Annotated in this window: 14 protein-coding genes; 7 read left to right on the top strand and 7 right to left on the bottom strand. The window is 69.3% G+C overall.

Features of this window, described 5'->3' with window-relative positions:
• Positions 1–57 precede the first annotated feature (57 nt).
• Genes CCO02nite_RS07670 through CCO02nite_RS07655 form a run of 4 tightly spaced genes read right to left on the bottom strand, consistent with a single transcriptional unit; the run spans position 58 to position 4,182 of the window.
• Complete coding sequence (locus CCO02nite_RS07670; protein ID WP_146842531.1) at positions 58–1,899, bottom strand: AAA family ATPase; 1,842 nt, start codon at positions 1,897–1,899, stop codon at positions 58–60.
• Positions 1,896–2,798, bottom strand: a complete 903-nt coding sequence (locus CCO02nite_RS07665) for a hypothetical protein (RefSeq protein ID WP_146842530.1) — start codon at positions 2,796–2,798, stop codon at positions 1,896–1,898. The genes CCO02nite_RS07670 and CCO02nite_RS07665 overlap by 4 nt, the downstream gene beginning before the upstream one ends.
• Positions 2,795–3,808 (bottom strand): helix-turn-helix transcriptional regulator, encoded by a 1,014-nt coding sequence (locus tag CCO02nite_RS07660; protein WP_146842529.1) that lies wholly within the window; start codon positions 3,806–3,808, stop codon positions 2,795–2,797. Before CCO02nite_RS07660 ends, CCO02nite_RS07665 begins: the two co-directional genes overlap by 4 nt.
• A complete protein-coding gene (locus CCO02nite_RS07655; protein WP_146842528.1) occupies positions 3,793–4,182 on the bottom strand; it encodes a hypothetical protein in 390 nt (129 codons plus the stop codon). The genes CCO02nite_RS07660 and CCO02nite_RS07655 overlap by 16 nt, the downstream gene beginning before the upstream one ends.
• A gap of 941 nt (positions 4,183–5,123) precedes the next feature.
• Between CCO02nite_RS07655 and CCO02nite_RS15660 the strand changes: the two genes are divergently transcribed.
• From CCO02nite_RS15660 to CCO02nite_RS07645, 3 genes are all read left to right on the top strand, one after another.
• The gene (locus tag CCO02nite_RS15660) at positions 5,124–5,297 is read left to right on the top strand and encodes a hypothetical protein (RefSeq protein ID WP_186812616.1); all 174 of its coding nucleotides are present in this window, start codon (positions 5,124–5,126) and stop codon (positions 5,295–5,297) included.
• 219 nt (positions 5,298–5,516) lie between these two features.
• Positions 5,517–7,802 (top strand): P-loop NTPase fold protein, encoded by a 2,286-nt coding sequence (locus CCO02nite_RS07650; RefSeq protein WP_146842527.1) that lies wholly within the window; start codon positions 5,517–5,519, stop codon positions 7,800–7,802.
• A gap of 152 nt (positions 7,803–7,954) precedes the next feature.
• Positions 7,955–8,347, top strand: a complete 393-nt coding sequence (locus CCO02nite_RS07645; RefSeq protein WP_146842526.1) for a type II toxin-antitoxin system death-on-curing family toxin — start codon at positions 7,955–7,957, stop codon at positions 8,345–8,347.
• Positions 8,348–8,617: 270 nt separating this feature from the next.
• Here CCO02nite_RS07645 and CCO02nite_RS07640 read toward each other — a convergent pair whose 3' ends face one another.
• The 3 genes from CCO02nite_RS07640 to CCO02nite_RS07630 form a co-directional block, all read right to left on the bottom strand.
• Positions 8,618–9,070 carry a hypothetical protein gene (locus CCO02nite_RS07640; protein ID WP_146842525.1) on the bottom strand — a complete coding sequence of 151 codons (453 nt, stop codon included), beginning with the start codon at positions 9,068–9,070 and terminating at the stop codon, positions 8,618–8,620.
• Positions 9,071–9,391: 321 nt separating this feature from the next.
• The gene (locus CCO02nite_RS07635) at positions 9,392–10,258 is read right to left on the bottom strand and encodes a type IV toxin-antitoxin system AbiEi family antitoxin (protein WP_186812615.1); all 867 of its coding nucleotides are present in this window, start codon (positions 10,256–10,258) and stop codon (positions 9,392–9,394) included.
• Between the two features lie 230 nt (positions 10,259–10,488).
• Entirely contained in the window at positions 10,489–10,956 is a 468-nt protein-coding gene (locus CCO02nite_RS07630; RefSeq protein ID WP_146842523.1) for a hypothetical protein, read from the bottom strand.
• A 101-nt stretch (positions 10,957–11,057) separates the two neighbouring features.
• Here CCO02nite_RS07630 and CCO02nite_RS07625 point away from each other — a divergent pair, with 101 nt between their 5' ends.
• The 4 genes from CCO02nite_RS07625 to CCO02nite_RS07605 all read left to right on the top strand — a co-directional run bounded on the left by CCO02nite_RS07625 (position 11,058) and on the right by CCO02nite_RS07605 (position 21,351).
• Complete coding sequence (locus CCO02nite_RS07625; RefSeq protein ID WP_146842522.1) at positions 11,058–12,257, top strand: helix-turn-helix domain-containing protein; 1,200 nt, start codon at positions 11,058–11,060, stop codon at positions 12,255–12,257.
• A gap of 547 nt (positions 12,258–12,804) precedes the next feature.
• Positions 12,805–13,293 carry a hypothetical protein gene (locus CCO02nite_RS07615; protein ID WP_146842520.1) on the top strand — a complete coding sequence of 163 codons (489 nt, stop codon included), beginning with the start codon at positions 12,805–12,807 and terminating at the stop codon, positions 13,291–13,293.
• 241 nt (positions 13,294–13,534) lie between these two features.
• Positions 13,535–18,520 (top strand): 2-oxoacid:acceptor oxidoreductase family protein, encoded by a 4,986-nt coding sequence (locus CCO02nite_RS07610; RefSeq protein WP_222593165.1) that lies wholly within the window; start codon positions 13,535–13,537, stop codon positions 18,518–18,520.
• Positions 18,520–21,351, top strand: a complete 2,832-nt coding sequence (locus CCO02nite_RS07605) for a sulfide/dihydroorotate dehydrogenase-like FAD/NAD-binding protein (RefSeq protein WP_146842518.1) — start codon at positions 18,520–18,522, stop codon at positions 21,349–21,351. The genes CCO02nite_RS07610 and CCO02nite_RS07605 overlap by 1 nt, the downstream gene beginning before the upstream one ends.
• Positions 21,352–21,378: the final 27 nt, after the last annotated feature.

Here is a 21,378-nt window from a genome sequence, read left to right as displayed (position 1 = left end):
ATCGGTCGGACACCAAGACCAACCCGGCTTGGCTCGGCCGATGTAAAGCGCTGGTAGCTACTCGGCCTTCGCGGTCTTCGCGCGGCGCTTCTTGACCGCCGCGGAGAGAATCGCGTGCTCCTCCTCAGTGGCCTGGTCGAAGAAGTCCTCTGGCCACTCCTCTATGCCGCCGTACTCGTTCTGCTGCACGAGGTCGTAGGTGGTCGCCCCATTGACGCGCTTGGCGAAGTAGATGCCGATCGTGTCCTGGAGGCTGTCATTCTCGTCCTCGGCAACGCGCCGCCGCAGCCGTGAGATCAGGTACTCGCTATGCGTCTCGACGATCAGGTGCCGCCCGCTTTGCGCGATCGTCAGCAGGAAGTCAGCGAGCCGTTGCTGCACCTTGGGGTTCAGGTGCAGTTCAGGCTGCTCGATGAGGAGGAGCGAGCCGACAGAGGCCTGAACACACATGACGATCACCGGCAGCAACTGACTGACACCAGTGCCAACGCTGGTCAGATCGAGGTCGGCTTGAACGCCAGCCTGTCGCACCTGCATCTGGATGCCAAAGCGGCCCTGGTCAGAGACGGAGAAGCTCTCGCCGATGTCGAGGTACTTTGCCCAACGGTTCACCGCTGTCGTGAGCTGGAGCGGGCGACGAGGCGTCTTGATCACTCCGTCGTCGTCGGGTGTCGGCACGCTGACCTTGCGGTCGCCGTGCCGCTGGAGCACAGAAGCAGTGAACTCGCCCCGCGGCCCGACGTAGCTGTCGTCGCCTTCGGGCGAGTCGGCATACGCGGCGCGCGGCTCTTCACGGAGCGGTCCCAGATAGCGGATGCCCGACCTCAAGTAGGACGACGCGATTTCAGAGGCTCTGCCGAGGTCGTCCAGGCGGTGGGGGAACGGGACTTCGCCTTCGACGCCGCCCTTGGTCAGCGTCTTGACGATCGTGTCGCTGAACGTCTCGGAGGACGCGCTATTGAGATCGATCCTGGAGCGCGTCGCAGGCGGTCGGGAACTGAGTTCGAATCGCACGGCGTCTGCGTAGTCTGCCTTGGCGGCGGCGGCGGTCGCGTGGATCGCGAGCAGGTCGCGGCTGACCTCGTCGATCGCGTTCGCCACAGACAGAAGATCCGGCTCGATCTCATCCCGTTCGCGGATTGACCGACGTAGGAGTGTGTCACGCCAGGTCTCAAACAACACCTCGGCGCGTGGCCGCATCACTGAGGCCTCGAGCGGGAACCCTCCGGTAACGAGGATGTCGACAACCTCCATGAGGTTCCCGTTGGCCCCGGCGAACTGGCCAGAGAAGTAGTGCGGGATCGAGACCGCCTCGTCGTCCTCGTCAAATGGCACCAGTTCCTCGGCGTCGTCATCGGCGATCGCGAGCACCCACGCCCGGTCCAGGCGCGGAGCGTTTCGCGGCAGGGTGTCTGGATCTTGGGGCTTCAGGTCGACGTTGAGACGCTCGATCTTGGCAATGCCCTTCTGCTGCGAGGACTCGCCGAGCTTCACCTCCCAGGACAGAGTCGCAAGCACCGGCGCGGATGGGCCGGAGGCGATCGATCTGCCTTCTCGAAAAACGCCGCGCGGAACTTGAATCTCGAAGTCGGCCCCGATGCCGAGTGGTTCGTCGTCGCTACCCGGACCGCGGTACTTCACCTCGTCCACCGTCCCGAGACGAACCCCCCGACCGTTGAGCGGATATAGATAGCCTGCGGTTCCGGTCGCCTGACTCGCGGCTCGGATGCTCTGGAGGAGCGTGCTCTTGCCGGCGCTGTTCGCGCCCACCACAACGGTCAAGGGGCGAAGCTCGATCTCGGCGTTTCGCACAGACTTGAAGTTATGTAGGCGCCAGACGCGAAGGGTGATACCCCTCCGCGTGGCAAAAACGCGACGCTCGCCAAGTGGGTTATTCATGCGTGAACCTCTCGGTACTGGGTGACGCGCGCGCTGGCGGAGACGAGGCTTACTTGGAAGAGGCGTCCGTCGCGCGTCCGAGCGGCGCGCGCCTCAATCGGGCCTCTGACATCGGTGGATCGGCTGAGGAGCCAAAGGGACGAATGCCCGGAGGCTGCCGTCGTATCGACCTGGAATTGATGAAAGTGCTCGAGACGAGTACGCGACGGGTGGTACGCGGCCGGTACGTCGGCTGTGTCGGCCACCTTCCAGAGCAGCCGGAGCGAATTGTAGAGGCCCGCCGCCCGATACGAGGCAACGAGGTCGGCATCCAGTGCGATGTCGACCAACCACCCGGGAACTCGGGCTGTGCCGCGCTCCACACTCTCGACGACCTCGACAACGAACTCCTCGAATGCTGCAATCTCGGTTTCTGTGAAGGGGACGCGGAGGGCGTGCGGGTCGATCGACACCACCCGCTCGCCGTCGATCAGTTCTCGGGTGCAGTCTGCGGTGAGTCGTTGCAGACGCTTTAGTTCGTGGATCTTAAAGTTCCAACGAGGGTCGTCGCGGCCGACTACCGGCGGGCCAGCAACCGGGCGACCGATTGCCCCTTCGTCGCGAAGCTCGGTGAGCGCCGTCAGCACGCTTGGTTCCACCCGGCCAACGCGCCGATCAATTTGGACGACCCAGACGTACCCAAAGATGTCGGACTCCGCGAGAAGGCCGTACGTGCGGCCAATCTCGTCTCCCGAGAGGACGATGTCCGCGCTGGAGCCAAACTCGATGTCGGGGCTCAAGAGCGTCACCGTGAGTGACTGCGTCGCGTCGTCGAAGTCGGTGACGAGGACCAATGCGGAGGGCGTGTCGCGGTCCATCGCCACAGTGCGGTAGATGCCACCGATCTCGATGCCGGTCATGGTGCACCTCCTCCCGCCTTGGCGATCACGAGTGTCTGAAGGCGCCCGAACACATATCCGACGACCGCCTCGTTCTGCGAGGTGAGTTCGTCGCGAACCTTGGAGTACGCGGACTCCTTGTGCTTCGCTGCTGTGGGACGGCTCACGCCGAGGCGGCGTGCGATGTCGCCGTCGGAGTCTCCGATCCACTTGCCCGCAAGCAGCGTGGCTTCCTCGCGCGTGAGGGTCGTGATCAGTCGCTCAGTGATGTCGTTCGCCATGATGCGGTCGCTTGGGTCGAGTTCGCCGGACCGGTCTTCAGTCCCGGCGTCATCAGTGACAACCTCCGCTGTTGCGAAGACTGTCAACGACTCGTCGAGAATCTTCCTGAGATCGAGTTCCGTGACCTCGCCCACTGCGGCACACACGACGTTCAGCGCGTCCGTGAGCGTCTCCGTCGTCCAGATTGCGCTAGCACGTTCCGCTCCGTGTCCGGGGAGCCTCGGCAGCGCCGCGAGCGCCGCGGTGAGCCGCCGCGAGTACGGTGTGGGCTCGGCCGTCGAGCCACTGAGACGCCAGGAACGGGGCTTCTTCCCTGCCTGCTTGAACGGCGGAGCACTGAGACACTCGACCGCCCGGTCGAAGAGGTTGTCGACTGCGGTCCGCTGTCGGCGGTCGATCAGGGTCATCTTCACCTGGCGGTAGATCAGGGCGCGCGCGTGGCCGAAGTCGTTCGCGGTGTCGCAGATGTACTCGGCCTGACCCTTCACCAGCATGCGCTCGACGACATCCTGCACGAGGTCCCTGATGGCGTCGTCATCCCACTCGAAGCTGCGAGCGTAGACGGCGGGCGGGTAGCGGCGCGCAACACGTGGAACAGCAGTCTCGATCTCACGGAGCCACAGAGGCCCGAGCTTCTGCTGGATGTGCTCGTCGATCAGGGCTTGCAGGTCGCCCGTGCTCACATCGCCGAGGTCGAGTTCCTCGTTAATCTCGCTCAGCGGGCTGTCGGGGATCACTTCGTCTGCCATCGCGCCGCCTTCACCGCGTCGATGGTCGCCTGGTCGTCTTCGAAGCACATACGGTGCGCCTCGTCGAGGTCGTCCTTGGCGATGGGCAGGGGTCGGGACACGATGATGTTCCCGTCCTCGCGGAGCCAGCACTTTGGCCGGTCGTCGCGGTGATCGTGGGCCGGGTTGAAGACCTCGATCCTGTATGTCTTCGTCGTTCGGGCGAACACGACCGCAATCGCGCCGGTTGGGGCCCAGTGGCGCAGGATCACAGGTCGCATCGCGCTGGGCTTCTGAGGAGCGAACCCCACGACCGATTCGGTCTGCTCAAACCACGCGCCAGTGAGCGGGCTCATGTTGAGCACCCGAGCAAGGTCCTCCAGGCCGATCCCCACCGTCATCCTCCGCTGCCGAAGCGGAGCCCGGCCGTGTGAGTCATTGCGAAGTACCTGAACCGCCCCAGGTTCCCTGTCGCTTCTATGCGGGCGAACCTGCTGGCTGAGAGCAGCGTAGTCGGCCCGGGTCACGCTTCGGGGTGATCTCGAAGCGGTTGGTCTGAGAGATGCGAACGCTAGACGCTCCGGCAGGTCGGCGCGGTCGACGGAGTCACGAGCGAACCTCTCCGCCAGGTCGAGACGCTGGCGATGGAACAAGCTTCAGATTCCGGGTCGCTCGTGTGTTCTGCACGAAGGACGAGAGCGGACCGCCATGCGAACCGCCATCCGAAGCAGTCTAGGATCTCGTTGTCGACGGCGCGTGAGATCACCCGACCGCGACGTCCCATCTCCACACCCCGTGATCTACCAGGAGTGTTGCGACGAACCCTCGAACCCGCCCGTCGCCAGGGGGTTCACTTTGGGCCGTCGTTGACACTCGTCACTGACCTCGCGTGGATCAGCGGATCCACCGAGCTGCGCTGCACCTGGCAAGCGCGCTGGAAGCGACGGCCAGCGAGTGCCGGCTCGGTCCCCCAGAGCCGCGGAGACCTCAACCGGTGCACTCTGTCGAGGGCAGCGCTCATCGCCAAGGAGCGGATCGCAGGGGCGTAGCGTATGAGGGCGAGGGCGGTCCGCAGCGACCTCCAGACGAACGGCTCAGCGTGGGAGGGTGCCAGCCTCCACTCCGCCGGGCGAGCGTTGACCACGTCAACAACACGTCTCCTGAGGGCTTTGGACCCAATCTGACCGTCCGGTAGACCCACTGGTCAGTTCGATAGCGGACCCACCCGACGACGCCGCCAGGCAGTTTCCAATCCCGCCACCTCCACTTCTGTCAGCGCCGCGGCCTTCGTCATCCCGACGAGGGCCGTTGGTGTTGGTGTTCCAAGGAGGCTGTGATGCCCGAGACGGTGGCGTGGGTGGACCCGCGCGAGCAGATCGAGTTCTCCGTGCTGCTGGCCAACGGCCGCCTGGCGGGCCGCCGCTTCGCCTCGCGTGAGTACGCGGAGCGCTGGGCGCAGCCGGACGAGCAGGTCGTCGAGTACAAGCTCGTCTGCGAGTGCGCCGTCTGACAGGCCTCGCCCTTCCGTGAGTTCGAGGTTCTGGCTCCGATCCGCGACCAGAACCTCGAACTCGCCCCCACGCGTCGGGCTGCGCTGGCACGGGGCCAGCCTGGGCGCCCGGCGCCGGCGGGCTCCGCACGTCGGAGCAGGAGCGAAGGGGATCGGGCGAGTGACGTCGTGGCGCTCCGGGGCCACACTGGTGATGGCGGCCGGCCGAGAGGACGCGCGATGGCGACAAAGACCCCGAGCTCCAGCGCCGCGCCCGACGAGCAGGAGCGGGCGTCCCGCGAACCGATCGAGAGCCCCGCACCCGAGCCCACGGCTAGGTCACGCCGGACGAAGCGCGCACCGCAGGCTGCAGACACCGCGCGGGATCGACTCCGGATCGAGGTGTCGCTCGGCGACGTCGTGGCGGCCGCGGCCGACGTCCTCGTGGTCCCGGCGTTCCAGGACGGGCCGGTCGCGGGCCAGTGGGAGAGGGTCGTCGGCCGGCTTGGGGTATCGGATCCTCCCGGCCGGGTTCGGTCCGGGCAGGTGGTGCCGGTCGACGTCGCTCCCGACTCCGGTCGCGAACTCGTCGTGCTCGCGGGCACGGTGCCGCCCGATCGGGTCGCAGGCCGGGTGACGCTGAACGCCATCGAAGAGGTCGGGGCGGCACTCGGCCGGCACCTCGCCGACCGTGGCCTGCGTACCGTGGCGACGCCCGACCTCGTGATGAGCCTGCCCGGCGCCTCGGCCGTGCCCTGGATGCGGTCGCTCGAGCAGGGCTGGCGTTCCTCCGCGCCCGACGACGCACGCCTCCTGGTCGTGGTCGACGACGAGGCCGCGTTCGACGAGCTGGCGAAGCTGTACCCGACCGCGGCTCGGGACCCCGCCCGCGAACCGGCTTCGACCCCGACACCGGACCCGACCCTGGCACCCGAGCCCGCGCAGGTCGCCGCGGGTCTGACGAACCTCGTGCACGACCAGCCGGCGTCGAGCGACGAGCTCGGTCGAGCCTCGCTCGCGAACGAGCTCGCGAGCCTCTTCCGCGAGCTCGCCGCGGCCCACGACCGGCCCGAGGCGTTCGCCGCGCACCTCGACGCACCCTGGGGCGCGGGCAAGAGCACGCTCGTCGGCTTCCTCGCCGACGCGCTGCGCACGGGACCACAGCCGTGGACGATCGTCAGTCTCGACGCCTGGCGCTCGTCCCAGCTCTCGCCGGCGTGGTGGGCGCTGCTCGGGCAGCTGCGTACCGACGTGCGCTCGTCGCTCGGGTTCTGGGCGCGCCGGCGCTTCGACGTGACCAGGTTCGCGCAGGCGTTACGGCGGCTGTGGCGCATCTGGCTGCCGCCGATGGTCGTCCTCGTCGTGCTCGGCGTGCTGTGGGCCCGCGCGGTGGACGTGAGCGCGACGATGAGCGTGGTGACTGCGGTCGTCGCGTTCGCCGCCGCCATGGGCGGTCTGGGCAGCAGGTTCCTGTCGCTCGGCTCCGTGCAGGGCGCGCGCGTGCACGAGCGGCTGACCGACAACCCGATGGACGAAGTCGCCGACCAGATCTGGTCCATCCGCCGCTCGTCGCCACGGCCGATCCTGCTCGTGCTGGACGACCTGGACCGCTGCAACGACGTGTTCGCGGTCGAGCTGCTCGACGCTGTGCAGACACTCCTGCGGCACGCGCCGTCCCGACGGCGGCCGGACCACCAGCCCGAGGCGCTCATCGTGCTCGCAGTAGGCGACGGCCGCTGGCTGCGCGCCGCGTACGAGCACGCGTACGAGGTGTTCTCCCCGTACGTCAGCGAGCCCGGCCGCCCGCTCGGGCACTTGTTCCTCGACAAGCTGTTCCAGCTCCGGATCGAGCTTCCGCGGCTGAGCGGGTCGCAGGTCTCGGGCTACCTGACCCGGCTTCTCGACCTGCGCGAGGAGGCGACCGACACCGCCGGTCGCGCCGCGAACCTCGCCGCCCAGATCTCGGCGGCTCCGGAGGTTGCGACGACGAAGGCACAGTCGCTCGACGCCCTGCTCTCGGACGTGATGTCGCAGGCCACCGACCTCCCCGCGCAGCAACGCGAAGAGCTCGCGGACGCCGTGCTCCGCACGCGCCGCTCGGACACGCACCGGACGCAGCGCCAACGCCACCTGCTCGAGCAGTACGCCCACCTGCTCGAGCCGAACCCTCGCGCCACCAAGCGGTTCCTCATGTCCTACAACGTGGCGTTCGCGGCGCGGATCACCGAGCCCGAGCCGATCGAGCCGGCCACGCTCGCGCTGTGGACCGTGCTGTCCACGCGCTGGCCGGCGCTGGCCGAATGGATCCGCGACGCGCTCCCGCTGGGCGGCGAGGTCCGCGCGTCCGACGAGAGCGGGCATCCCAGCCGCCTGCTGCTCGAACCGCCCGTCCGCGCGGTCATGGACTCACCGCTCGGCGGCCCGCTGGACCGCGTCCGCATGCTCCGTTGCTGCGGCTACCCGCCCGACCCAGGCCTCCAGATGCGCGCCGACGGCGTGGAGTCCGGGGGCTCACCGCCGGCGTGACGGCCGGCCTCGCTCCGGCATCGCTAGAAGAATGATGTGACCGTTCGGGCGATCCGGTACCGCGCGGCCGCCGTGACGCGTCGAACCGAGCGCCGGGCCGTCATTGGCGAGCTCATCGAGGGCAACCGTGGACTGTTGGAGCGGCTCTCTCGATGACCGCCACGCCCGTCGTCCACCCCGAGCTCGCCGACGCGCTCGACGTCTGCGAGAAGCGCGGACTGCACATCCGCGACGTCGGCGCACTGGCCTCTGCGATCGACGGCCCCGCGCAGGTGGTGTGGGGCGAGGAGGCTTACGTGGGAGTCCACGCGAAGGGCGCTGCTCTGCTGGATGCGGTCAACCGCTCGCACCCGCTCGTCGATGGCAACAAGCGACTGCCGGTCGTGCTGGTGATGCTGCTCTACCGGATCAACGGGCTCGATCTCGTCATCGGCCCTGAAGAAGGGGACGACTTCATCCGCGAGTTGGCGGGGGACGTGCATCCGGAGCTGGTCAAGATCGCGTCGTGGCTCGAGGACCGGGCGTTCCCACTCGCCGCGTTGTGACGTCGCCGGGCGCCGATCCGCCTCAGCAGACGTGCAGGTCAGGCGGTCGCGCTCATCCGCGGGTGCGAAGAGACGGTGGCTGGGTGGCCCGCGTGAGCAGATCGAGTTCTCCGTGCTGCCGGCCAACGGCCGCCTGGTGGACCGCCGCTTCGCCTCGCGCGAGGACGTAGCCCGACGAGCAGGTCGTCGAGCCTCCCCGTGAGTTCGAGGTTCTGGCTCCGATTGGCGACCAGAACCTCGAACTCGCACCCACGCGTAAGGGGCGAGTCGTCAATGACGGCGGTCGGCGCTGTCGTCCAGCCCGGCGCGAAACGCGTGCAGGACTCCGGCGGTATCGGCGACCGTCGTGGGCATGTCGGCGACCAGCCGGGACAGGTTGTCGTCGTGCAGCACCGATGTCAGCCGGGTCGTCCCTGTGCCGAGGACGCCCGTGACGTCGCGGCCGAGCCGATGGGCCGAGGCGAGATCGGGGTCGAAGTCGTAGGCCTCGAGCAACGCGATGTCGGTTTCGTACAGCTCGTCGAGCAAGGTGCCGCGCCCGTACCACCCGATGATCGTCTGGAGGTCGACGGCATCACGACTCGTCTCCAGGCGCCGGTCAGACCATGCCATGAGCTTGAGCAGCGTGAGACCCGCGACCGAAGGCACGCGCACGCGAACGCCGCCGGGGAGCGCCACCTCGACACCCGCGTCGTACGACTCCCGCAGCCCGAACGCGCTCATGCTCCCGCCGTCGCGCCAGTCGATCGTCCGCGCCGGCGTCTCGATCGCTCCGAATGGAACGACGTCTACGGGGAAGCCCGCGACGCGATAGGTGTGCTCACGGCGTCCGACCCGGTCGAGACGCGCCGCCAGGGAGCGTACGCCGCCCAGGACGGGACTGCGATCGCGATGTCGACGTCAGCGGTGGCCCGGCTCGGGGGCTCGCCCGTGACGCCGACCGAGAGGATGTCGCGAGCGGTCGCCCCGATGACCATGAGTGCTGTCCCGGGGCTGGCGATCGCCGCCTGGACCTCCGCGATGACGTGGCTGGCGACGGCGATCCTAGGTTCGGTCGAGCTCGACAAGTCGATCGTCAACTGCCCGGATCCTCTCTGCGTGCTCGCGCTGACGGGGGTCGCCCGACGAGACGAGGTCCGCGTAGATCAGCGGCGACGGGACGCGCTCGCCGGTGTCGTCGGGTCTGTGCCAGAAGCGTGAGCGGAAGCGAACCACACCCGCCTCGTCCGGACGCAAGCGGTATCTCGCGACGAGCGTGCTCGGCAGCTCGTCGACGTAGAACGTGGACGTCGACGGGTGCAGGTGGGCGTCGAGCCTGCTCGCGGCCAGCTCGCCTCCGAGCTGTGCCCCCACGCCCAGCAGGTCGGCCTCAAGAGCGGGTATCCGGTCCAGGTCAGCGATCCCAAATGACGCGATCGCCAGCCGCCGTGCCAGCGTGACGGTGTAGGCCTCCGCCCACCGGCCAAGCAGCTCGCCACCTCGGTTCAAGGCCCGCCCTTGCGCGCCGTCACTGAGGTAGCCGGCCGCCGCAAGGTCGTGAAGCACGCCGTGCACCGTGCCCACGGCGACGCCGCACGTCGCGGCGATCTCCCGCACGGGTCGGCTTGGCAGATCCGTCCAGCTGAGCAGCGCGAAGGTCACCATCGAGCCAGCACGGCTGAACGCGCGGGCGGCGGTGCGATCGGCGATGCGAGGGGGCACGGACGTCCGTGGCGGGCGTCCCCGCACGTCGATCAGTAGTCCGTCCCAGGCGAGTCGGGTGTTGCCCGCGGCATCGGCGTAGTCCACGCCCCTGGCGCGCAGCACCTCACCTACGGCGTCGCTGATGTGGGGTGCGAGCAGCAGCAGCGGACGGACCGTGGGCAGATCTAGGGCAGTCGCGAGCCGCGTGTCGAGGCGCCCGAGCCTCACGACCGCTGGATATGTGGCGTGTCGTCCCGAGCCGGCATCGATCCGGACGCGGAGCTCCGGCACATACGACTCGGCGACTGTCGGCTCGCGGGTGACGCCGGCGATGCCGGCGTGCCTGAGGGCGGTGGTGACGTCGAGAACGAGAGCGTTCATCTGAGCCACCTGTTCAGTCTGATTGAACACTGCTCCATAATGAACGAACCGAGATTGATGCGCAACACCGTGTCCGACTACCTGGCGCGGTTGGGTGCACCCTCGCGCCGAGTGTGTGATGCCGCACTGCGCAGGCGTCCGAGCTCGGCGTCGACCACTAGGTTGGCGTCGGCGAGAGCCATCTCCGCACCTAGCGACAACTCAGCCTCAGCGCGCTGAGCGGCCCTTCCGCGCCGGTGAAGCACGTACCAGGTCATGCCGGAGGCGAGGACGAGCACAACAACTCCTGCAGTGACGAGGGGGTGCCCCTGCGCTGCGCGGGCTACCGCTTGAGCCGCCCCCGCTTCACGCGCGGGAACGCTCTCGATGTGCACGCCGGACGTCGGAACGATCCGCGCGCCACTGACAACCTGCTTGGTGTGGGCATCAACCAGCCGCGTCGTCAGCGCGCCACCCATCAGCAGAACCTTGCCGGAGGCGAAGTCTGCAGCATGTGCGTCGGGAATCTCCAGCAAGAGCCGGGGTAGGGGGATGGACATGGACACGACGAACCTCCTTGTTCGGCAGCGGGCTAGGTTAGTCGCCTTGCGAGCAACTTAGTGACTAAGACGCGATGGGTCAAGGCTAGCTGAGCTACAGTTGCGCCATGGCGAGCTACTCACTTGAGGCACTAGGACTCGTCGTCCGCGACGCTCGGCGCCGGTCGAACCTCACCCAGGAGGAGCTTGGACGGGCTTCGGGTTATGGAAGGGGGGCCGGCGTCTCGATCTCGCGCCTGGAGAGCGGGCAACTCGAGCCAAGCGCGGAGCGGTTCTCGGGTGTTGCCGAGGCGCTAGCGCTCAGCCCGGAAGAGTTGATTGCTCTCGCGGCGGCGGCGACGTCGACCCATGAGGACGGCGCGCAGCCCAACGCCGCGAACCTCAGGGAGCGCGGGACTCGAATCCAGAGCGAGTTGCACCGCCGCGCCGACCTCGTCGAACACCTGGGACAGGAGTTCAACGACGCCCATGACCGAGCGAGGGACGAGTTTCTTCTCAGGCTCGTCGACACCGCTACTCGCCTGAGCGGAGCCCCACGCCCGGACCCGGGCCAACTCCTGGGCGACCCCATCCCCGATACGAACGCCACCGAGGCAGAAGCCACATACAGCCTTCGGTTCACCAAGTTCGGCGTTGCCCAGGCGCTTGCCACGATTCCCGGTCTAGGAGCTCCGCGGGAAGCCACGACCCCCGATGTCTTCTCAGCGTTCACGGCAGCGGTAGCGGGCGGGACCTTCACTGGGACGACGACCGACGGTCTGACGGCAGCAGCGGCGGCCGGCGGTGTCCTTGCCGCGTCACGAGTTGCGGCACTGTCCACTCGCCGAGCTCCCACGGCCGGTGGTGCCGCGATCCTTGCTGGGCTCGTGGCACCGTTCGCCATCGGCGCCGCCAGCGGTCTGATCCTGTTCGTGCAGCAGCGCAATCGCAGCCAGCTGCGGGAACTGGCGGTGAGACTGGACCAGGTAGAAGCAGAGCTAGCCGCCACTCGGCCTCGAGTCGAGGCGCTTTCTAGCCTCATGCCCCGCGCAACTTCAGTGCTCGACTACATCGCCGTGCACGCCGGGCACGCTCTCGGCAGGTGGCAAGCCCAGGTTGGGGCAGGATCGCTCGACTGGGACACGCTCGGCGAGGTCGAGCGTGTCCGCTACCACGAGTTTGTCGAGGTGGCCGCCGCCCAGTTCGCCGTTCTCGCGATCGACTTCCAGTCGCTGCTGTCGGCCTCTGGCACCGAACTCATGCACTCGGGATCGCTCGCCGACGAGACCCTGATCCAGTCTCACAGGGTCATCACGTCTTGCGTCTGACCGGGTTCACGGTTCTGCGCGACACCGATCGAGCGTTGCATCCCAGGTGGCGCGCACGCGCCGATTCCACCACCCGCGAACCCAGTGCCGCGGCCTTTGTCATCCCAACGAGCGTTGCTGGCGTTCGTGATCCGGGGAGGCTGCCATGCCCGAGACGGTCGCGTGTGTGGACCTGCGCGAGCAGATCAACCTCCGCGTCCTGCTGGCTCACGGTCGCCGGTTCGCCTCGCGCCAGGACGCCGAGAGTTGGACGGAGCCTGATGGGCCGGTGGTCGGGTGTGACCTCGTCTGCGAGCGAGCTCGTCGCGGCGCCCGACCGCGACTGAGGCCGCGCGCAATGCCACCGCGTGCGTAGACCTTGGTGATGCTGGCGCGACCGTCCGAGGCGCGCCAGCCGGCTCGAGCCCGAGCGCGGCGGCGTGTCCGCTCTGCATGAGTTCGCGCCCTGAATCGACACCACGCGGTCGAACCAGTGGCTACGCTCGGACGTACCAATGACGGTGTGCGCGTCAGTATCTCGGCCGGCGACGGCGTGGAGGTCGACAGCATGGACGGGGCAGGGCCGGAGCGTTGTCGGCCGACGCCAGACGCCGGCCCGCCACACACCCACCTCCCCGCAGCGCTCAGCCCGGCGGAGGAGCAGTGCCTGCGCTGGCAGATCCGCCTCGAGGCGGCCGCTGCCCGGCGGGCGGCGGCGCTGTGCCGGTTCGGCACGCCGTTCGACGTGGTGCTCGCCAACGTGTGCGACGAGCTGGACCGGTCCTTCTGGACTCGCGACGAGTGGGGCTCGTCGTTCGACCGGGAGCACTTCGCGCGCACGGTCGTCGGGCTCGTCGAGGGACCGGGGTGCTGTCTGGATCCGGTTCTCGTGACCGCGGTGCTGGACTGCCTGGAGTACACCCTCACGAACCCGGTCGTGTACGGACCCGGGAACGTGGCCTGGCCCGAGAAGCGGTGCACCACCTACCACGAGGACACGGTGGCCGCGGACGCGGTGGCGGCGATCTTCGAGGCGCACTCGCGGACGTCGCGGTGACGTCCCGCGGCATGGTCTGAGCGGCCGGCGGGGGCCGCGGCGGGCTCGGAGGGACTTCAGTCCCCTCATCTGGCCCTTGGGCGAACTTACTCTGCGAGTGACCCTATTGGGCCTGTGAGGAATGCAACGAAGCCCCTCGCCAGCCGTCCGACCTGCGACGACGTCGTCGGAGCCGCAAGTCGTGGCCGTCCCGGAGCCGTCCGCACGGTCCAGTCCACGACTCGCCCTCTGGACGCGCACAGTGACTGCTGATCAGCCGAAGTACCCGGGCCTTCCGGACGTCATCAACGGGAACGGTGCCGTGGCCCACGTGATGAAGCACGTGTGCGGCGGTGTCATCGGCTACCCGATCACCCCCTCGACCGAGATCTCCGAGACGTTCGAGGCGGCCCGGGCCGAGGGCCAGCTCAACGTCTGGGGCAAGCACCCGTTCTTCGTCGAGGCCGAGGGTGAGCACTCGGCGCAGAGCGGCGCGCTGGGTGCGGCGCTCACCGGCGCGAACTTCATCTCCAACGCCTCGTCGAGCCAGGGGATCCTGTACGCGCTCGAGTCGCACTACGTCACCGTGGGCAAGAAGATCGGCGGCTTCGTGCTGCAGGTCGCCGCCCGCGTGGTGAGCAAGCACTCGCTCAACGTGATGGCCGGGCACGACGACATCTACGCGCTGCTCCCGGCGGGTTACACCATCCTGTTCGGGTCCAACCCGCAGGAGGCCGCCGACCTGGCGGCGATCGCGTACCGGACGTCGTCGCTGTCGCTGATCCCCGTCGCGAACACGTTCGACGGCTTCGCGACGAGCCACGTCATGAGCGAGGTGCTGCTGCCGGAGCCGGAGCTCCTCGGGGAGTACCTGGGCGACCCGGCCGGGCGGATCCCCTCGCCGACCGTGGCGCAGGAGATCCTGTTCGGCGCCAAGGGACGCGTCTTCCAGCTGGGCCAGTACCTCGATCGGCACGCGGTGGACTTCGCGCCCGACGACCTGGCGGCGCTGCGCGCCCACCTCGCGGTGATCGCGGACAAGATCGAGGCCGACGACGCCGGCGACCTCGTCGGCGAGACGGCGGTCTGGGTGCCCGACGACCTGCAGGCGCAGTGGCGTCGCGCGTGGGTGAACGCGTGGTCCAAGGGCACGCGGCAGCTGGTGCCGGCGCTCGTCGACCCGCACAACCCGGGCCTCACTGGTCCGGTGCAGAACCAGCCCGACTTCCAGGCCGGCGCGGTGGACCACCGCACGCACTTCGTCTCCGCGGTGCCGTCGCTGGCCCGCCAGGCGATGGCCGAGTACGCCGAGCTGACCGGCCGCGAGTACTCCCCGGTCATGGCGTACGACTGCGAGGACGCCGACTACGTCATGGTCGGCCTCGGCTCGATCACCGACGACGTCCGCGCCGTGCTGCCCTACCTGCGGTCGCAGGGGCTCAAGGTCGGCGTCGTCTCGGTCAAGATGCTGCAGCCGTTCCCCGAGGCCGAGCTGGTCGCGGCGCTGGCGAGCGCCAAGGCCGTCACGGTCCTCGAACGGTCCGACGACAACGCGCTGACCCGCCTGGTGACGCAGGCGCTGTTCCACGCGCGGTCGAACGCGTCCCACCCCGACGAGTTCCCCGGCGTCCCGGCGCTGACCGCGAGCCCGCGCCTGACGACGGCGATCTTCGGCCTCGGCGGGCACGACGTGCAGCCGCGGCACATGGTCGCCGCGTTCCGGAACATGGTGTCACCGACCGGCTCGCCGCTGGTCTACATCGGCTCGCAGTTCTTCAGCGACGCCCCGTCCGGCGAGCTCGCCGGGATCCAGGACCGGCTGCGCGCCGCGTACCCGGAGACCGAGCTGATGGCGCTGGTCACGGAGCCGAACCCGCAGGTGCTGCCCGACGAGGCGCTGCGCATCCGGTTCCACTCGGTCGGCGGCTACGGGACCATCGCCACCGGCAAGCTCCTGACCGACATCCTCGCCGGCGTGCTCGGCATGTACTCCAAGTCGGCGCCCAAGTACGGCTCGGAGAAGAGCGGCGCGGCGACGAACTTCTACATCACCCTGTCGCCGGAGCCGGTGCTGCTCACGAACGCCGAGCTCGAGGACGTCGAGGTCGTCGTCTCCCCGGACCACAAGGCGTTCATCCACACCAACCCGCTGAAGGGCCTGGTGGTCGGCGGGACGTTCATCATGCAGTCCGACCTGGCACCGGTCGACGTGTGGCGCAGCCTGCCGGCGCACGCGCGGCGGACGATCCGCGAGAAGAAGATCACGCTCCTCGTGATGGACGCCTTCAGCGTCGCCAAGAAGCACGCCCCGACGCCGGAGCTCGAGACCCGCATGATGGGCATCGCATTCATCGGCGCCGTCGTCGGCTGGGTCGACCGGATCTCCCAGGGCGCCACGCGCGACGAGATCCTCGAGAAGGTGCGCCACGAGCTGACCAAGAAGTTCGGCCGCAAGGGCGACCGGATCGTCAGCTCCAACATGGCGGTGATCACCGACGCGATCGCGGCGATCAGCCCGATCGACTACGAGACCGACGAGCTCGTCGCGGTCGACGCCGAGCCGGCCGCCGTGCGGACCCGGTCCGTGGCCCTGTCGGCGTCGATGTGCCCCGTCGCGGCGGAGCCGCGCGCCACCGCGCTCTTCGACCCGGCGTACTACGAGGACCTCGCCGCCCGCCCGTTCCGCGAGGGCACCGTGGGCGAGTCTCCGGTCCTGCCGGGCGCCGGCCTGTTCATGCCGGTCGGCACGGGCCTCAACAAGGACAAGGGCATCTTCCGGCGCACGGTGCCGGTGTTCGACCCGACCGCCTGCACCGGCTGCCTCGAGTGCGGCATCGCCTGCCCCGACGCGGCGATCCCGAACACGCTGCACGAGATCCACGACCTCGTGCTGTCGGCCATCGACCAGGTGGACGCGCCCGAGCCGCAGCGCGAGGCGCTGCGCGCGGTGGCCTACGTCTGGGCGGAGCAGATCCGCGCGGGGTTCCGGGCGGACGGCGGCGCGACGTCGCTCGCGGCGGTCGCCGCCAAGACCGTCCCGGACACCGGTCAGCGGGCGCTCGCCCGGCACGCCGACGCGGTCGTCGCGGCGCTCGCGGCCTTCCCGGTCGCCCGGACGCGTCCGTTCTTCGACTCGATGGAGAAGGAGACGCCGGGCACGGGTGCGCTGTTCTCGGCCGTCGTCGACCCGTGGAAGTGCACGGGCTGCCTGCAGTGCGTGGACGTCTGCGGCCCGCACGCGCTGGTCGCCGCGGAGCAGGACGCCAGTCTGGTCGACCTGCTCGAGCAGCGGTTCGAGACCATGGCCGCGCTGCCCAACACGCCGAAGCGGTTCGTCGCGGACGCCGCGACGCCGGACGGCGACATCAAGCGGATGGTGCTCGACCACGCGAACTACTACGCGATGGTCGGCGGCCACGGCGGCTGCCGCGGCTGCGGCGAGGTCACCGCGATCCGCCTGATGACCGCGCTGTCCAGGGCCCTCGGCGAGGAGCGCAAGCGGGCGCACGTCGCGGAGCTCGAGGACACGATCGAGCAGCTCACCGCCAAGCTCGCCACGGTTGAGGACGCCGACCGCCGCGACCACCTCGGCTCGCTCGTCGGCGCGCTCGACAAGGCGCTGTACCTGTACGAGGGCGGCCCCACCGGCAGCGGGCCGGCGCCGACGGTGATCGCGAACTCGACCGGCTGCTCGTCGGTCTACGCCTCGACGATGCCGTTCCAGCCGTACCTCGACCCGTGGGTCAACAGCCTGTTCCAGGACGCGCAGCCGCTGGCCGTCGGCATCTACGAGGGCCTCGCCTCGCAGCTCGTCCCGGAGGTCCGGGCGCTGCGCGACGCGGCGCTCGAGCTGGCCGACGCCTACGACCCGGCGGTGCACGGCAAGGCCGGCGCGACGCTGACGTGGCACGAGCTCACGACGCAGGAGCGCACGCTCCTGCCGAACGTCCTGACGATCGGTGGCGACGGCGCGTCCTACGACATCGGCTTCGGCGCCATGTCGCGCGTGCTGACCAGCGGCACGCCGATCAAGGCGCTCGTGCTGGACACCGGCGGCTACTCCAACACCGGCGGCCAGGCCTCGACGGCCTCGCTCACCGGCCAGGACGCCGACCTCGCCCGCTACGGCAAGGCCCACGCGGGCAAGCGCGAGGTGCGCAAGGAGATCGGTGTCATCGCGGCGTTCCACCCGAACGTCTTCGTCGCCACCACCGCCACGGCGCTGCACGGGCACTTCCTCGCCGCGGCGATGAACATGCTCGAGTTCGACGAGGGTGCGGCGATCATGGAGATCTACGCCCCGTGCGGCACGGAGAACGGGATCGCCGAGGACCTGTCGAACCGCCGCTCGCGGCTCGCTGTCGAGAGCCGGGTCAGCCCGCTGTTCGTGCACGACCCGCGCAAGGGCGGCACGCTGCCCGAGCGGTTCAACCTCGACGGCAACCCGGACGTGGACGCGCTGTGGAGCACCTCGACCCTCGAGTACGTCGACGAGAGCGGGAACCTGCAGCTCCTGCAGGGGCCGCTGACGCCGGCCGAGTTCGCGCTCGGCGAGGTGCGCTTCGCCAAGCAGTTCACGAGGCTCACGGACGCCGACGACGCCCACCTGGTCCCGATCGCCGAGTTCGTCGAGCTGCCGGCCGACGAGCGGGCCGGCAAGGTGCCGTTCGTCCACGCGACGGACGCGGACAAGCACCTGATCAAGGTCGCCTGCGCATCGGGCATCGTGGCGCTCGTCGAGGACCGCAAGCACCACTGGCAGACGCTGCAGTACCTCGCCGGGTTCGGCGAGGCGCGGCTGTCCGCGGAGCACAGGGCCGAGCTCGCCGACCTCACGGCCAAGTACCAGACGGCGTCCACGGCCCGGGAGGCCTCGCTCGACGAGATCGCCGCGGCGATGGCCGAGCTCGCCTCGTCCTCGGCGGCCCCGGCGAGCCTGCCGGCGTTCTCGTTCGGCGGCGGCGCTGCCGCTGCTCCGGCCGCGGCGCCCGCTGCGGGCGCGGCGACGGCGTTGGCGGACCGGCCGGTCTGGCTGGACCCGGCAGACGAGCACCTGTGCAACGACTGCGGCACCTGCTACCAGGAGCTCCCGGCGCTGTTCGAGAAGGCCACGGTCGTCATCGACGGAGAAGCGCGCGTCGTCGGACGACTGAAGGTGAGTGCGCTCGACGGCCTCGAGGTCACCCCAGAGCTGGCCAAGCGGATCGCCCGAGTGAAGGCCACCTGCGACGCGGAGATCATCCACTGATGAGCGCCACCGACACCCCGCCGCGGCCGGCCGGCCAGGACGACGTCCTGCGCTGGGTCGGGGCGCGCACCGCGCTCGACGCGACGCGCGACGAGGTCGAGGCTCTCGACGCGACCCCCGGGGTCGCCACCTTCCGGAACGAGCTCGACCTGCTCCAGCGCCGGCTCGTCGCCGACCCGCGCGCCTTCCGCGACCTGTTCATCGCGGACGGCATGGCGGCCGTCGCCTGGGAGTTCCGGCAGCCCGAGCTCGGCCGCGACTTCGTCGTGCGCCTGTGGGACATGCTCCTGCGGGACGACGACGTCTCGACGCTGCTCATGCGGTTCGTCTGGGACCTGCCGCTCGGCAAGAAGCGCCTGTTCATCAAGGCGGTCGACGCGCACCTGTCCGAGCGCTACCCGATGCTCAAGGGCCTGTCGACCGGCTGGCCCGCCGAGAGCACCATCCAGCCGTACGTCCGCGAGGCCGACGACCGCGCCGAGGACTTCGGCCTGGTGAACAAGGGCTTCCTCGGCTACATGGACCTCGGCTACACCCGGCGGGAGGTCGACCTGCTCGTCTGGCTCGAGGCGATCCGCGACAAGCAGTGCTCCGACGCGCCCTGCGAGCTCGGCGTGTTCCTCGAGGCGCACAAGCCGCCGAAGTACGGCTGCCCGGTCAAGATCCACATCCCCACGATGATGGAGCTCATCGGCACCGGTCGGTTCCAGGAGGCGCTCGAGCTGCTGCAGTCGTGCAACCCGCTCCCGAACGTCACCGGCCGCGTGTGCCCGCAGGAGCTGCAGTGCCAGGCGGCCTGCCTGCACAAGACGTCGATGCAGATCGGCCAGCTCGAGTGGTTCCTGCCGGAGCGCGACAAGCTCGTCAACCCGGGCGCCGACGCGGCGCGGTTCTCCTCCTTCCCGAACCCGTGGACCATGGCGGCCAAGCCGCCGGTGGCGATCGTCGGGTCCGGCCCGTCCGGGCTCATCAACGCCTACCTCCTGGCGGCCGAGGGCTTCCCGGTCACCGTGTTCGAGGCGTTCCACGAGCTGGGCGGAGTGCTGCGCTACGGCATCCCCGAGTTCCGCCTGCCGAACCAGCTCATCGACGACGTCGTGCGCAAGATCCGTCTCCTCGGCGGCCGCTTCGTCACGAACTTCGTCGTGGGCAAGACGGCCTCGCTGCAGGACCTGCGCGACGCGGGCTTCTGGAAGATCTTCGTCGGCACCGGCGCGGGCCTGCCGATGTTCATGAACGTGCCCGGCGAGCACCTGCTCAACGTCATGTCCGCGAACGAGTTCCTCACGCGCGTCAACCTCATGCACGCCGACTGGGAGAGCACCGAGACGCCGCTGCCGTTCGTGCAGGGCAAGAACGTGCTGGTCATCGGCGGCGGCAACACCGCGATGGACGCGGCGCGCACGTCGCGACGCCTCGGCGGACACGTGACTCTCGTCTACCGGCGCACCCGCGCCGAGATGCCGGCCCGCGTCGAGGAGCTCGAGCACGCGCTCGAGGAGGGCATCGGCCTGCTCCCGCTGCGGTCGCCGTCGGAGTTCCTCGGTGACGGCAACACCGGGTTCGTGAAGGCGGCGACGCTCGACGTCATGGAGCTCGGCGAGCCGGACGCGTCCGGCCGTCGTCGTCCGTTGTCGACCGGCAGGACCGAGCAGGTCGAGGCCGACCTGGTGATCATGGCGCTCGGCAACTCGTCGAACCCGATCATCAAGGACTCCGAACCGCGCATCGACGTCTCCAAGTGGGGGACGATCAACCTCGCCGCGTCCGGGACGCAGGAGACGACGCTCGAGGGCGTCTACTCGGGCGGCGACGCGACGCGCGGCGGGTCCACCGCGATCAACGCGGCCGGCGACGGCCAGGCGGCGGCACGCGAGATCATCGGCGACGTCGACGTGCCGTTCGCCGACGTCAAGCGCATGGTCAAGGCCGCCCACGCCTATACCGACATGGCGGCGTCGGACGCGGTGATCCTCGCCAAGCGGAACCTCTCGCCGGGCATCGAGGAGCTCGTCGTGCGGGCACCGGTCGTCGCGAGGTCGGCGCAGGCGGGTCAGTTCGTTCGGGTGTTCCCACGGCTGGGCGGCGAGCTCATCCCGCTCACGCTGGCGGACTGGGACGCGGAGGCGGGCACCGTCTGCCTCGTCGTGCAGGCGATGGGCGTCAGCTCGATCGAGATGAACGCGATGGAGCCCGGCGACGTCCTCGCGGGCATCGCCGGCCCGCTCGGCCGGCCGTCGGAGCTGCACCGCTACCCGGACGACGAGACCGTCGTGTTCACCGCCGGCGGGCTGGGCCTGCCACCGGTGTACCCGATCATGCGCGAGCACCTGCGGCTCGGGAACCACGTCACGCTCATCGCCGGGTTCCGCACCAAGGACCTCATGTTCTGGACGGCCGACGGCGAGCGGGTGGCCGCCCTCCAGGCCGAGTTCGGTGACCGCATCGAGGTGGTCTACGCGACGAACGACGGTTCGTACGGCGTCGAGGGCTTCGTCACGAAGCCCCTGCAGGAGATGCTCGAGGCCGGCCGGAAGATCGCCGAGGTCGTCACCATCGGCCCGCCGCTGATGATGCGGGGCGTCTCGGACCTGACCAAGCCGTTCGGCGTGCGCACGGTCGCGTCGCTCAACTCGATCATGGTCGACGCGACGGGCATGTGCGGGGCGTGCATGGTGCCCGTGGTGATCGACGACAAGCTCGTCCGCAAGCACGCGTGCATCGACGGGCCCGAGATCGACTCGCACCTCATCGACTGGGACAAGTTCCTGCCGCGGTTCGGGCTGTTCAAGGCCCAGGAGCAGGAGGCCCGGACGCGCCACGGCCTGTAGACGACTCGACCCGTTCAGACGCCGGTG

Origin of the sequence: Cellulomonas composti (assembly GCF_007990245.1) — a bacterium.
Classification (GTDB): domain Bacteria; phylum Actinomycetota; class Actinomycetes; order Actinomycetales; family Cellulomonadaceae; genus Cellulomonas; species Cellulomonas composti.
This window is presented reverse-complemented; position numbering and strand designations above follow the sequence as displayed.

What these genes read in the sequence shown, in the direction of transcription:
- CCO02nite_RS07670 (WP_146842531.1), bottom strand. Translation starts at nt 1,899, where the DNA reads ATGAATAACCCACTTGGCGAGCGTCGCGTTTTTGCCACGCGGAGGGGT.
- CCO02nite_RS07665 (WP_146842530.1), bottom strand. Translation starts at nt 2,798, where the DNA reads ATGACCGGCATCGAGATCGGTGGCATCTACCGCACTGTGGCGATGGAC.
- CCO02nite_RS07660 (WP_146842529.1), bottom strand. Translation starts at nt 3,808, where the DNA reads ATGGCAGACGAAGTGATCCCCGACAGCCCGCTGAGCGAGATTAACGAG.
- CCO02nite_RS15660 (WP_186812616.1), top strand. Translation starts at nt 5,124, where the DNA reads ATGCCCGAGACGGTGGCGTGGGTGGACCCGCGCGAGCAGATCGAGTTC.
- CCO02nite_RS07650 (WP_146842527.1), top strand. Translation starts at nt 5,517, where the DNA reads ATGGCGACAAAGACCCCGAGCTCCAGCGCCGCGCCCGACGAGCAGGAG.
- CCO02nite_RS07645 (WP_146842526.1), top strand. Translation starts at nt 7,955, where the DNA reads ATGACCGCCACGCCCGTCGTCCACCCCGAGCTCGCCGACGCGCTCGAC.
- CCO02nite_RS07640 (WP_146842525.1), bottom strand. Translation starts at nt 9,070, where the DNA reads ATGAGCGCGTTCGGGCTGCGGGAGTCGTACGACGCGGGTGTCGAGGTG.
- CCO02nite_RS07625 (WP_146842522.1), top strand. Translation starts at nt 11,058, where the DNA reads ATGGCGAGCTACTCACTTGAGGCACTAGGACTCGTCGTCCGCGACGCT.
- CCO02nite_RS07615 (WP_146842520.1), top strand. Translation starts at nt 12,805, where the DNA reads ATGGACGGGGCAGGGCCGGAGCGTTGTCGGCCGACGCCAGACGCCGGC.
- CCO02nite_RS07605 (WP_146842518.1), top strand. Translation starts at nt 18,520, where the DNA reads ATGAGCGCCACCGACACCCCGCCGCGGCCGGCCGGCCAGGACGACGTC.